Below are 12,714 nucleotides of genomic sequence, written 5' to 3'. Positions count from 1 at the left end.
ATGGTTTAAATAAGGCCGTCTGAAAGTTAAAAAATTGTTCAGACGGCCTTTATTTTTATTTCTTCACTGCCAAGCTCACGGTGAAAATACCGTCTTCGTCTATCCATTGATGGATTTTTTCAAAACCGGCTTTTTCAACCAACTGATCCATTTCCTGCTGACTGCGGCGGCGCATTACCCAATTGGGGCTGCCTGCTTTGTGGCTGGTCAGCGCACGGGCAATCATTTCGAGCTGCGGATGCCAAGGCTGGCCGGTGTAAATCAGGTAGCCGCCGGTTTCGATGGCTTCGCCGAAGCCGTAGAGTGAGTTCAAAATCAAATCGTTGTCGGCAAACAATTCGTGCAGGCCGGAGACGATGCCCAACGTTGGACGCGGCTGCAAATCGTGATAATTGGCGCGGTCGTAGGCATTGACTTCATTGAAGGTTACCGTGTTTTGCAAGCCGCGCTCGGCAATCAGCTTGCGTCCGGCTTCGACATTAATCGGGCTGTAATCGCGCAAGCGTACGGAATCAGGCAATGTGTCGGCAGTCAGGACATCCAATACATAGCGGCCATGACCGGACGCGATATCCAAAACGTGTACAGGTTTGCCTGCTTCATGCAATTTAGCTGAGGCCGTCTGAATGGCTTTGCCGATATTGACTTTGCGTTGACGGATACCGCGCCAGCCGATGGCGTTGAGATAGTATTTGTCCACCCATACACCGAAAGCATTGCTGCCTTGCGGTTGATTGCGGTAGACGTAATCCAGTGTACTGCCCGAATCAAAACCTGTTTCTTGACCGATTCTCAAGCCCTCACTCCAGCGCGAACCCAGTTTGAGCGAGGCGCGATATGTTGCCCAAAATGCGCCGCGAGGCGTACAAACAGGCAAAGGCGTAGCCAGTTCGTCGGCTTCGCGACGGCTGTCTCCAAATAAGTGCGCTTGAGTCAGATCGACTTGTTGTAAAGGCTGATTGAAACGCTCGCGGATAAAACGGCGCATTTCGACAAACGCGATTTCACGGTCTTGCTCGCCTAACGTATCGTGGTAGAAACCGGGCAGGATATGGCGCTCTTTAATATGGCTGCCTAAGCGGTTGTAGAAATCGTGTTGCGGTTTGTGATGAACAACCCAATCGCTGCCTGAGATCAACAGTTGTACAGGCGTAGTAATCGCTTGCGCATCGGCAACGACGCGTTCGGCCGCTTCATATAAACCCAGCAGGATGCGCACAGAAATAGCGCGGGCAATAAGCGGATCATTGTCGTAGCTTTTTTGACGCTCGACATTGTGGGTCAGATAGTGGGCTTTGACGTAGCTGTTGACAAAGAAATTGCCACTCCATTTTTGCATCATTTTCAAACCGGTACGGGCAAACGGAACATAGAGTTTGACTTTGAACGCAGGTGAAGCCAATACGGCGCAACGGATTTTCGGCGCGTAATCGTGCAACCAAGTAGAAACCAATACCGCACCGACACTTTGCGCAATCACGCAAATGTTTTCAGGTTTGATGCCGTATTCGTTTTGGATGTGTCGGATAAAATCATCTACGTCTGCAACCGAAGTGCCGATACTCGGACTATCGCCTCGTTCACCGGGGCTGTAACCATGACCGCGCGCGTCCCAAGCGAAATAGGCAAAATCATCAAAACCCAGCTCATCCGCCACAAACATCATCCGGCCGGAGTGCTCATGTCCGCGATGGAACAGCACAATGGCTTTGTCGGAAGAACCATCGGCAGCAGGGCGATAGCGGTAGAAAAGCGAAGTACCGTCTTGGGTAGAAAAGTATTTTGGCTGTTCGGACATGAGAAACTCCTAATAGTCATGTTTTTTGAACAGTATCATGACATATCGAATAAATGCAATGATTATCCGATAGACGGACGAATGCAATGATGGAGAGATATGTTAAGTGCCGATTATGGTTGATACAATGAGTCAGTTAGTGGTTCATTTAAGATTTCTAGCATTTTTTTCTCATGATCTTTTATCTCGCTTTCTGTCCAGTTTTCGTAACTCATCATAATAGCTTGTTTTAAGCTATCATAAGTATCCTTTTCTTTGTAATACTGCCGTTTCCAATCTGGAAGTTTATTACTGAAACTGGAATTTTTACTTTGAGATAACAAATATAGATTGCCAAAATTATCTAAGACATTTGTATCTAATTTATCTAGGCCAAAATCTTGAGAGGGATTTTGTGGGTAGTGGTGCTCAACCGAGCTTCTAAAACTAAATCTAAAATTTTTCCAGATAGATTGTTTAGATTGGTCAATAGCTGAAAAGACCTCTACCTTGTCTTGATATTTCCATAATTGATAATCCAATCGATTAAATACAAAATTTGGGACGTTTACTCCATCATTCCAAGTCTTATGTACTGAAGGGGTGGTGTAATTATCATTTAAGATAATTTTCATAAAATCCCTGTTTCCATTGCAGTTGTTTTCAAAATAAAATTTATCACAAAGATTTTCAAGAAATTGAATATATGTCTCTTGAGTAATACTTTTCTTATTCGCGAATAACCAACGCAATGTAGCATATAGCCAGTTTTTATAGATTCGGGATGGATTAGAAACATGAAACATAGAAAGCAACATTATTACGTTCTTAGTTTTATCATTAGTTTCTTCAGTATCATCGTAATCATTATTATCGTCACTAAAAACATTTTTATAGTAATACTTATTTGATATTTTTTTAATTTTCTGTAAAGACCAATGCTCATTTTCTGAACGTGGTGAATTTGACTTAATAATATATTTATCAAATAAATATCGACAAGATAGCAATGTATCTATGAAATTTACAATCTTTTCTTTGTTCCAGTCTTCATTGTGAAAAGCATGCAAAAGTTCTTTTTCATCCAGAGGAATCTCTTTAAAGAGAATTTTATTAATGCCAGTAGGAAATTTTTCTAGATAAATTTTTAAGATATGCATCAAAAAGTTAGGGAAATCAATAACGGAATTAAAACGCCCATCTGTAAGCTCGTTTGTTTTTTCTTGGGAGGAGTGGATATCCCCATTATCGGCGGTTATTAATTGAAGAATTGATTGTTCTTCATTTGCGGAGCCGTTATCTGAATGTTGAATTTTTTCTGCATCAGCAATATTCTCAATAATGCCATTGAATTTTTTTGGAATAGTATTTTCGCAATTCTTGCCAAAAATATTTTCTCTAAGTGGCGAATCAATTCCCATTACAACATATCGGCTCATGTCAGAACACGCATCCCAAATTTTGGCGAAAATAGAGCGTTCACTATCTGTGTCTAAAACCTCCATTAAAGCAGCCTTGATAATCTCATGTTTTTCTAGTTGCTCTCCCCGCGTATTCATAATTTCAAAGTAATGATTGAGGTCGGTGTCTTGGGGTACTTCGGTTCTAATAATTTTGACATTTTCTTGTAAGAACTCTGCCAAACTCATTCTCTCTTCTTTTGTCCTATCTGTTTCCCAATATTTTTTTATTGATTTTAAAGCATTTTTAAAAACATCAGGTATAGAGTCGGAGTCAAGATCTCCTAAGGCATCGTCGGAGTCATGTCTATGCTCAAAGTATACATTACTAACAAAGGTATCTGATTTTAAGTAGTGCATGATTAAAGTCAGTGTGGTCAATCGTTGTTGTCCATCTATGACTTCTAAATATCCATTTTCTCTTTTATAAATGACTAAGCTGCCAATATAATAATTATTCTTATTTTTTGCATTCCATAGGTCTTGGATAAGAAGGCTGATCTCATCATCTCCCCATGCGTAATTACGTTGATAAATAGGAATAATATATTTGTCTTTATTTAAATTTAATAATTCATTTATGGTTAATGTTTTTACGTAATCATTATTTGTTTTCATCTTTAATTTCCAAAATCTCTTTTATTTTAGGGTCTACATGTTTTGAAAAATTGACTTTTCCGGTTTGTTGAATAAAACGCATGACTTGTTCGGGTGTGATGGATCTTTCAATATAAGAAATTAATCCAGCTTTATCATGAACTTTATCATGAACTTTATCATGAACTTTATTTTCAATGGTCTTAAAGGTAATACGCTGATATTCTACCCGAGTACGGTAAGCCCATAGAAAAGCTTTGGTTATAAATTCTTCAAAATGGCTTTCTCCAAATTTATCAAAGTAGAACAATACGGTACATTCAAATAAATTTCTAATGTATTTATCACCAGTTCGATAGCTGTATTTATGATTGTTTAAAAAATCCATTACTCCTTTTTCTAAATCAATTCCATTAATAGAATGAATTTTATCTAACAATCCATCCTTTTCTTTGAATAGTTTTTCATAGGTGGCTGTATAATGTTCAATGTAATCAAAGAAATATTTTCCATTGATTAACACTTGTGTGGCCTGAAATGCTGATATTGATCGATATAAAAATGGATTTTCATGTAATAATTTTTGTATGGTATGAGTAGCTAATATTCCGTGTAAGTAAGGATAATCAACTTTTTCATGAACGCCTTTAAATGTATCTAATTCATCTGATGTAAATATTTCTGCATTCTCTTTGTAATGCCAGCGGCGAAGTCTAAATAAGATATAATTGATAATTTTATCTAAATTATTTATATCATTAGACATTGCAGATTTCTCCCAGCGTTCGACACATTGGTGAATAATCCGCTTGTCTTTATCTCTCATGTCTCTTAAATGATAGGCTTTTAAGAGGTCATAAGATTCTAAAGGTTTGCCTCTGGCATTTTGTGAATCAAAAAATTGAAAAGCCTCATCTAAGTCATTTAATTCAATACAAACCATTTCACACGTGCTAAGGAGGTAATCCTTAAATTCATTTGTGAAATTATAGTTTTTAAGAAAATTATAGTTCGTTGTAATATTATTTTTGCTGATGCTATGATTCGGTTTTTCCTTTAAAAGAGACACATCCTTCCCCAGCTTATGAAGCAATAACGAGAGTGTAATAAGCCGCTGTTGGCCATCTACTATTTCAGAACAGTCGTTATTTTTATTTAAAACAATTGTTCCGATGCGGTATATTTTTTTCCCCTCCCTAAAATTTTGGAGCAGGTCATCGATTAATTGTTGTACATTTTTAATTGTCCATTTGTATGGTCTTTGATAATTAGGGATACTCAAATTTAATTTAAATATGTCATCAATCTTGAGTATTTCTGCTTTTTCTATGCTCATATAGATACCCCTTAGTATGAAAAATAGGTAAACATTATAGACTACAATCGGCAAACTACTACCGACATATCATCATAAACTCTTTGTTTCGCAATTAATTTACGAAATACAGTCAGACGGGACTTATCGTTATCATATTGTTGCCAAATTTTTTCTCTTATTTCTTCTGAAAGAGCGTCGCTTAGGCCGTCTGAACAAAGCAGCAGGCTTTCTCCTGCTTTAAGCGTAAGTTCGATATGACACATTTTGTCTTGGAATCCGGAATAATCTGCTGCTAGATAAGAAGAAACGCCGCCATATATGGTGGCGAACTCTTCTTCTTTTTTATCCAACAAACCATCCAGCAATTCGGAGAGTATCGAGTGATCTTGGGTCAGTTGCTTCCATTTTCCTTGTGTATCAATCAAATAGGCGCGACTGTCGCCTACGCTGATGATTTTGGTTTTGCCGGTGGTTTGGTCGATTTCTGCGGCAACAAAAGTGGTTGAGGAACCAAAATAATCTTCTGCCAACTCTTTAGATAAAGCGGCTTGTATATGATTGATGGTTTGACGGCTGAGTTTGGCTGTACGGCTTAATAGGTGCATGGCTAATTTGCTGGCCTTTTCGGGACGGTTGCTATTGGAAATGCCGTCAGCTATCCCGATGATAAAGCGTGGACGGGTTTCAAGACGTGTTTCAGCGGTTTTGAGTTTATATTGAAACACTTGTTCGCCGTTAAAAAGGGCATCTTGGTTGTGTTGTTTGTTGCTGCCGATTTGTTGGCAAAAGGTGATTTCGCAAAATTTGTTCATGATTTGTCTGTTTGTTGGGTGAATATTCATTGCAGGCTCTTCATTTTTTCTAACCCTCCGGATTTACACTTGGGTAATACGTTTGAAATTTGATGATTAAGGTTAAAGGACGTCTGAACAGTTTTCAGACGGCCTTTACTGCGTTTAACCAAGCACTAATTAACTGCTAATTTTGTCATGTTTTAATACATCCATCGAAACCCGAATATACATTTGAAAAGGAAATCAAACATGAAAAAATTCTTATTGACCGCCATCGTTGCTTTGTCTGCCGCTACTGCCGGTGCCAGTGATTATATCGAACACAAAATCTACAGCGACAAAAACTTCGAGCAAAATCGTGCTAAAGCCGTAAAAATGTTGGAACAACGTGGCTATCACGTTCACGATGTTGAAGCCGATAGCCGTCGCGGCCAGCCTGTGTTGGATATCGAAGCTTTTAAAGATGGTCGTGAGTACGACATTGTTTTGTCTTACCCTGATTTGAAAATTATTAAAGAACGCATCGATTATTAATATTTCGATATAAAGTGGATTGTCGCAGGGCTTTTGGTCCTGCGACAGTTTGCTATTTAGGCATTTAAAGAATGTAAATTATCTAAAATAAATGAACTAAATATGCTTTTTATTTTCCATTTAATTCAAAGTGTTTGATGTTGGGAGTCATGATATGAGTTTGAATGATTGGAAGGAAGATGGTCAGCCGAAGCTGGTAGGCGACCAAGAAAAACCTTTAAACGATAGCGCAGCTGCCGAATCCCAACAGGATGTTGATTTTTGGGATCACAATCAAAACGGTGTTTCTGAAAACGAAGTTGAGGCTGTGGCTGACGCGGTAGAAATTCAGGAAACGGTAGAAGGTCAGGGAGTGGTTGAACATCCTGAAATGCCGTCTGAAAAAAACGAGAAGAAGGCCAAACGCAAAAAAGACAAGGCAAAGAAGAAAAAAGATAAAGCCGAGGATTTAAATGCGTCTGATCTGTTGGGTACGAATAAGGGCGTGGAAACCATGTTCCGCAACGCCGTACGTTCGGAGATGGAATTGTTGGCGCTGGCGGCAACCAAAGCGAACATTATGATTTCGCTGAATGGTTTTATTGTTTCTGCACTGATGATTTCGGGTGCGTTTATTTTTTCATCGTCGCCCGAGTTTTTGATTCCAGCCAGTACGTTTATGATTACTGCCGCCGCGTCTATCGTGTTTGCGTTGCTTTCTGCTTCGCCGGAACGTATCGGCAAAATGCAGGCGGCACGGACATGGTTTAAGGATTTTATCCGTGGCCGTTCTAAGCTGCGGGATTTGAAAACCCGCCTCAGTAGTACCGAAACGCGTTTTTTTGGCGGCAGCCAACCCAATATTTTGATTTATGAAGACCGTGTGAAGCTGCAAAAAGATCAATATTGGGAAATGATGCAGGAGATTATGGGCGACCGTAAACAAATCTATGAAAAGATGAGCGATCATCTTTACTGGCTTGGTTTGTTGGCGGATAAACAGTTCAAATACATTAACTTATCTTACGCGGTATTCCGCTGGGGTTTGCTGGCTTCGTTGGCGGCATTTATCGGCGTGAAAACATTGCCGTCATTGCTGATGCCTCCGGCCAACAACGCGGCAGAGCTGCGTTCGCTGGGTATCAATATGTTTAACGGCGTATTTGAGCCTTCTGCCGTACAACAGCTCCCGGATGGTAAGTTGCTGATCGCGGAAGACGAACCCAATCATGCGTTCAGTATCATCAGCATTGATAAAACCGGCAGGTTTGTGGAAGACGAGGCATTGGATACGCGCGTGATTACCGGTTTCAAACGTCGTCTCAGCGACTTGGAGGCTTTGGCACGCGACGATGAAGGCTTTATCTACGCGCTGACTTCACACTCGCGCACCCGTAAAGGCAACCGCTCGCCTGACCGCGAACACCTGATGCGCTTTAAAATCCAAGATGGTAATGTGTTGGGGCTGACCAGCTACGACAATCTGACGCAGGTTTTGGAAACTGATCACAAGCTGCATGATTTGATTCGCGAGCGAACTAAGGCTGAGGTTTCTTTTGAAGAAATCAATATTGAGGGCATGGCGTTTGATCCGGTGAAAAAACGTCTTGTTTTGGGCTTTCGTGATCCTGAGTTCAATAACATGGCTTTGGTCGCATTTATCAGCAATCCGAAAGATGTGTTCGAGCGTAATGCCAAACCTGAGTTTGATGAAGTGGCAGTGATTGATATTGATGGTGGCGGTATCCGTTCCCTCAACTATGATCCTGTGTTGAAAACTTACGTGATTGCCAATGAAGTGAAGGATGAGAATGGACAGAAATTCTCACAACTGTGGACTTGGAGCGGTAATCCGACCGATGAACCGCAAAAAATCTCTCTGCCTAATCTGCAACACATTACCAACGTTGAAGCCGTCGATTCGATCACTGTTAACGGCAAGCCGCAGATGATTCTGATGGGTGACGAAGGCAATGCTTCACAGAAAATTACTGCCAAGTATATGTTGGTAGATTACAGTCAGTTGGGCAAACAGTAAGTTATCTTGGCTGTTGAATAAAAGGCCGTCTGAAACCGATAGTTTATGGTTTCAGACGGCCTTTTTTGTTTTCAGTAAAACAGGGTGATGGGTTTAAATAATTAACCCAAGAATGTAGACAAGTTTCAGACGGCCTTCAAGCCATTGATGACACGTTTGTAGCAGGTATAAACCAATGCCGCGCAGGCCAGCCACATAAGGATATAGAAAGTCGGATGGAAGCTGCCGGCGATTGCATACCATACTGCCAATGCGCCGATAAAGAATGCGCGGTCGCTTTTGCCGAATGGCCCGTCATAACGTCGGCCGTTGCCATGAACTTGTCCCAAAACTCCGCAAAACTCAGTCATTGCCGCCAGCCAAATAAACAGGGCGATTTGCACGCCGCCGAAGGGTGCGATGAAGGCAAAAGGCAGATACAAAGCAGCATCGGCGGCAATATCGGTGATTTCATTCAAATAGCCGCCTAATGCCGATTGCTGACCGAACTCCCTTGCCAACATGCCGTCCATTGCATTCAGTGCCATACGGATAAACAACCAGATCGGCAAAAGCCAGAATAATGTGGATACACCTGCAAACAATGCTAAAAGCAAACCGATCAAAATGGAAACGGCGCAGGCAAACAGAGTGACCTGATTAGCAGTAATGCCTTTTTGATACAGTCGCTTAACAATAGGGCGCAACAGGTTTTGAAATTTTGGTTTCAGGGCGTAGATGCTCATAATTATGCTATATAAAAGAAAATGAAGTGCCGTGATTATAGACGAAATCCGTTATAATCCGTCAATCTTCGAATCACGCGGTTCGCAAACCTCCCGCGTTAACAAAACTAGGAATTTACTATGGAAAAACAGCAGGCCCTCGTTATTTTTTCGGGCGGGCAGGATTCAACAACCTGCCTGATTCAGGCAATTCAAACATATGGCCGTGAAAATGTGCAGGCCATCACTTTTCAATATGGGCAACGCCACGCCATCGAATTGGAGCGAGCGCGTTGGATTGCCCAAGATTTAGGCGTGAAGCAGACAGTACTCGATTTGAGCCTGATGCAACAGATTACACACAATGCCTTGATGGATGATACGGCATCCATTGAAACAGCTTCAGACGGCCTGCCCAATACATTTGTAGATGGACGCAATGCTTTATTTTTGCTTTATGCCGCTATTTACGCCAAAGGACAGGGGATACGCCATATCATTGCCGGCGTGTGTGAAACCGATTTTTCTGGTTATCCCGACTGCCGCGATGTGTTCGTCAAGTCGATGAATGTTACGTTGAACTTGGCCATGGATTACGCTTTTCAAATTCACACGCCCTTGATGTACTTGACCAAAGCGCAAACATGGGCGCTGGCAGATGAAATGGGTGTGTTGGATTACATTCGCGAGCGCACGCATACCTGTTATAACGGCGTGGTCGGTGGTTGTCATGAATGTCCGAGCTGTATTTTGCGCGAGCGCGGTTTGTCAGAATATTTGGAAAGTAAAAAGGCCGTCTGAATTAAGAGGGGTATATATTTCCAATATCCAGTTGTACGAAAAGGCCGTCTGAAAAATTCATTTCAGACGGCCTTTGGCTATGTATTTTGTTCTGCTTAGAACAGTAAATCTGCCGGTTCGCTGCTTGCCGGAGCATCTTTCACAGGAGCAGAGGCTGGGGCAGTAGCTGGTTCGGAAGCGGCGTTAGGTGCAGAAGCAGGAGCATTGGCCGGAGTGGTTGCCGGTTTGGCAGCCGGTTTTGCCGGTTGCACCGGAGTCGGACGAACGCTTTGTTTCGGTTCGGATGCTGCCTTGTTGGTATCGTCGGTAGAATCGACTTCGATTTCAGTTCCTTGAGGCAATACCACATCTTTAGCCGGAGCCGGTTTCGGTATGACTTTAGGTTTGCTGTAAGCATCCGTGCCGCTGGTCCATGCCAAAGATTTCAAAGGAGATTTGAGTTTCACGCCTTTGGCGCAGGTCAGACAGTTTGCTGCGCCGGTGCGTCCTTTCAGGATTGCATCTACACGTGCGGCAGGGATGGTTTTACCGTGCGCTTTTGCCCAGGCAGTAATGCTTTTTTTCAGGGCAGCCGTATCAAGGTTTTTCTTGTCATACGGGTCACGATAGGCAGCCAGCCACAAGTTTTGGTTGGCATCTTCGTTCAGGCTTGCCATTTGGTAGATAACGGAAGCAGGGGAACCTGTTGCGATGGTTTTAGCGAATTCCAATGCGTCAGGCGATTTCATGCGCACGCAACCATGGCTGCGGACGCCGGGTACGCTGGCAGGGGCATTGGTGCCGTGAATGCCAAGGCTTAATTTAGGGTCGCCAAGACGGACAAATACCGGGCCCAGCGGGTTATTCGGGCCGGCCGGTACGCTTTTAACTCCGTCATTGCGTTCTTTTTGGATGGATTTAGGGATATGCCAAACCGGGTTGTAGGCTTTTGCGCCTATTTTATGTTCGCCCAGATTGGTTTGGGTCATGGCTTTGCCGACGGCAACAGGATAAATTTTGCTCAGTTTGCCGTTGTCGTAGAGGAACAAACGCTGTTGCGTAATATTGATAACGACGTGTTGTCCGGAAGAGGCGGGGGAGACGTCTGGAATAAGTGTGTTTGCAGCAGCGGCTGAAGTTAAAAGGGCGGCTGTCAGGCCGAACAGTATTTTTTTCATGTCGTCTTTTTTTGTAGGGTTTGAAATGAAAGTTTTTGGCGCATGATACCTGAAACTCTGTGTTTTTGTGAGAAAATATGCGCTTTCGGTATTGGAAGACAGTCAGACGGCCGGTAAGCGGCTGTCTGACGGAAACGGTATGAGTGTGAAAGAACGGTATCAAGAGACGGAAGTTTTTTCTTTGGATTATGAGGGCAGGGGTGTTGCCAGAGTTGGTGGGAAGACCGTATTTATTGGCGGTGCACTGCCTGGGGAGCGTGTAACGTTTGTCATACATAAAGAGAAAAAACAGTTTGCAGAGGCTCAAGTTGAAAAGGTTTTGAAGGCTTCTTCCGAACGTGTCGAACCAGCCTGTTGCTATTTTGATACATGTGGCGGCTGTTCGCTTCAACATGTTTCTTTCAGAGCGCAAGTTGCGTTAAAGCAACGGATTTTGGAAGAACAGTTGGAACGGATAGGTAAGGTCAAGCCGGAAATAATTTTACCTCCTTTATATGGTTACTCCTGGTATTATCGCGATAGAGCGCGTTTAAGTGTTTCGGTGGATAAGCAAGGCCGTCTGAAACTCGGTTTTCAGGCCAAAAAAAGCCATGATGTTATCAATATCCGCCATTGCCAGATTTTGCCTAAACATGTGTCCGATAGATTGCCTGATGTCCGTAATTTGCTGCAAAAGCTGCATGATGATGGTGTAAAAGTGAAATTTGTTGAGTTTTATTGCGGAAAAAATGTGACGGTGCTCAACATTCGTTTCGTAAATCAACCGTTTGGACAAATATTAAGCGAATTGCGTAATTGGTTTGATAAGATATTGTCGGGTACTGAAAAGGCATGGCAAATATGGTTGCAAGATCATGCTGAGTCCTTGCCGTTTTACCCTGAGAGCGCGCCTGCTCTGAACTATACTTTTGCTCAATTTGATGTGGAAATGCCTTACAAACCCGGTGATTTTACGCAGATTAATGCGCAATTGAACGAAGTGATGGTGGCAAGGGCTGTCAGACTTTTAAACCCTCAAAAAGGGGAGCGGATTGCCGATCTGTTTTGCGGTTTGGGAAATTTTAGTTTGCCGCTGGCAAAAAGTGGCGCATCGGTTGTCGGTATTGAAGGTGCCGATTATTTGGTCGATAGGGCAAGGGAAAATGCACGCCTGAATCGTTGTGCCGAGAATATGACGTTTTCTGTTGCAGACTTGTTCGATACCGATGAAAAGACTGTTGAGTCGTGGGGGCAGTTTGACAAGATGTTGCTGGATCCTCCGAGAAACGGGGCTTATGCTGTTGTCAAATCGCTACACAAGCCGTTTTTGCCTCAGAAGATAGTGTATGTTTCGTGTAATCCATCAACATTTGCACGAGATGCCGGTGTCTTGGTTGATAAGGGCTATAAGTTTAAGGTGGCGGGAATCATGAATATGTTTGCACAAACCTCGCATGTTGAATCCATTGGTGTGTTTGAGTTGTAAATTGGTATCAAGTCCTTTATGTGGGTAGGGTTTCTAATGTAAAAATGGGTGCGTTCATGTTATCATCATTCGTTTGGGGAATGAATAACG

Annotated in this window: 10 protein-coding genes and 1 riboswitch; of the genes, 4 read left to right on the top strand and 6 right to left on the bottom strand. The window is 42.5% G+C overall.

All coding sequences use genetic code 11. The features are described from left to right. Nucleotides 1-55 precede the first annotated feature (55 nt). The 4 genes from O3682_RS02190 to O3682_RS02175 form a co-directional block, all read right to left on the bottom strand. Nucleotides 56-1,798 carry a bifunctional alpha/beta hydrolase/class I SAM-dependent methyltransferase gene (locus O3682_RS02190; protein ID WP_371508199.1) on the bottom strand — a complete coding sequence of 581 codons (1,743 nt, stop codon included), beginning with the start codon at nt 1,796-1,798 and terminating at the stop codon, nt 56-58. Nucleotides 1,799-1,911: 113 nt separating this feature from the next. Next, the gene (locus O3682_RS02185) at nt 1,912-3,855 is read right to left on the bottom strand and encodes a DUF262 domain-containing protein (protein ID WP_371508198.1); all 1,944 of its coding nucleotides are present in this window, start codon (nt 3,853-3,855) and stop codon (nt 1,912-1,914) included. Next, nucleotides 3,842-5,170: a DUF262 domain-containing protein gene (locus O3682_RS02180; protein WP_371508197.1), complete on the bottom strand. Its 1,329-nt coding sequence runs from the start codon at nt 5,168-5,170 to the stop codon at nt 3,842-3,844. Before O3682_RS02180 ends, O3682_RS02185 begins: the two co-directional genes overlap by 14 nt. Before the next feature lie 41 nt (nt 5,171-5,211). Beyond that, nucleotides 5,212-5,964, bottom strand: coding sequence for a PP2C family protein-serine/threonine phosphatase (locus tag O3682_RS02175; protein WP_371508196.1), 753 nt, complete (start codon nt 5,962-5,964; stop codon nt 5,212-5,214). 231 nt (nt 5,965-6,195) lie between these two features. Between O3682_RS02175 and O3682_RS02170 the strand changes: the two genes are divergently transcribed. Beyond that, nucleotides 6,196-6,480, top strand: a complete 285-nt coding sequence (locus O3682_RS02170; RefSeq protein ID WP_371508195.1) for a PepSY domain-containing protein — start codon at nt 6,196-6,198, stop codon at nt 6,478-6,480. Nucleotides 6,481-6,634: 154 nt separating this feature from the next. After that, complete coding sequence (locus O3682_RS02165) at nt 6,635-8,497, top strand: Pycsar system effector family protein (protein WP_371508194.1); 1,863 nt, start codon at nt 6,635-6,637, stop codon at nt 8,495-8,497. A gap of 125 nt (nt 8,498-8,622) precedes the next feature. On the opposite strand, the gene O3682_RS02160 is transcribed toward O3682_RS02165, so the two are convergent. Continuing rightward, nucleotides 8,623-9,222, bottom strand: coding sequence for a CDP-alcohol phosphatidyltransferase family protein (locus O3682_RS02160; RefSeq protein WP_371508193.1), 600 nt, complete (start codon nt 9,220-9,222; stop codon nt 8,623-8,625). A 71-nt stretch (nt 9,223-9,293) separates the two neighbouring features. Continuing rightward, nucleotides 9,294-9,339, top strand: a riboswitch (PreQ1 riboswitch). A gap of 3 nt (nt 9,340-9,342) precedes the next feature. Between O3682_RS02160 and queC the strand changes: the two genes are divergently transcribed. Beyond that, entirely contained in the window at nt 9,343-10,002 is a 660-nt protein-coding gene (gene queC / locus O3682_RS02155) for a 7-cyano-7-deazaguanine synthase QueC (RefSeq protein WP_070712246.1), read from the top strand. A gap of 95 nt (nt 10,003-10,097) precedes the next feature. Here the strand turns inward: queC and O3682_RS02150 are convergent, their stop codons facing one another. Beyond that, nucleotides 10,098-11,159 (bottom strand): L,D-transpeptidase, encoded by a 1,062-nt coding sequence (locus O3682_RS02150; protein ID WP_371508192.1) that lies wholly within the window; start codon nt 11,157-11,159, stop codon nt 10,098-10,100. 139 nt (nt 11,160-11,298) lie between these two features. Between O3682_RS02150 and rlmD the strand changes: the two genes are divergently transcribed. Beyond that, nucleotides 11,299-12,624, top strand: coding sequence for a 23S rRNA (uracil(1939)-C(5))-methyltransferase RlmD (rlmD, locus tag O3682_RS02145; protein ID WP_371508191.1), 1,326 nt, complete (start codon nt 11,299-11,301; stop codon nt 12,622-12,624). Nucleotides 12,625-12,714 lie beyond the last annotated feature (90 nt).

This window comes from Neisseria sp. 27098_8_112, assembly GCF_041433235.1.
In the GTDB taxonomy this organism is placed as follows: domain Bacteria; phylum Pseudomonadota; class Gammaproteobacteria; order Burkholderiales; family Neisseriaceae; genus Neisseria.
This window is presented reverse-complemented; position numbering and strand designations above follow the sequence as displayed.

What these genes read in the sequence shown, in the direction of transcription:
- O3682_RS02190 (WP_371508199.1), bottom strand. Translation starts at nt 1,798, where the DNA reads ATGTCCGAACAGCCAAAATACTTTTCTACCCAAGACGGTACTTCGCTT.
- O3682_RS02185 (WP_371508198.1), bottom strand. Translation starts at nt 3,855, where the DNA reads ATGAAAACAAATAATGATTACGTAAAAACATTAACCATAAATGAATTA.
- O3682_RS02180 (WP_371508197.1), bottom strand. Translation starts at nt 5,170, where the DNA reads ATGAGCATAGAAAAAGCAGAAATACTCAAGATTGATGACATATTTAAA.
- O3682_RS02175 (WP_371508196.1), bottom strand. Translation starts at nt 5,964, where the DNA reads ATGAACAAATTTTGCGAAATCACCTTTTGCCAACAAATCGGCAGCAAC.
- O3682_RS02170 (WP_371508195.1), top strand. Translation starts at nt 6,196, where the DNA reads ATGAAAAAATTCTTATTGACCGCCATCGTTGCTTTGTCTGCCGCTACT.
- O3682_RS02165 (WP_371508194.1), top strand. Translation starts at nt 6,635, where the DNA reads ATGAGTTTGAATGATTGGAAGGAAGATGGTCAGCCGAAGCTGGTAGGC.
- O3682_RS02160 (WP_371508193.1), bottom strand. Translation starts at nt 9,222, where the DNA reads ATGAGCATCTACGCCCTGAAACCAAAATTTCAAAACCTGTTGCGCCCT.
- queC (WP_070712246.1), top strand. Translation starts at nt 9,343, where the DNA reads ATGGAAAAACAGCAGGCCCTCGTTATTTTTTCGGGCGGGCAGGATTCA.
- O3682_RS02150 (WP_371508192.1), bottom strand. Translation starts at nt 11,159, where the DNA reads ATGAAAAAAATACTGTTCGGCCTGACAGCCGCCCTTTTAACTTCAGCC.
- rlmD (WP_371508191.1), top strand. Translation starts at nt 11,299, where the DNA reads ATGAGTGTGAAAGAACGGTATCAAGAGACGGAAGTTTTTTCTTTGGAT.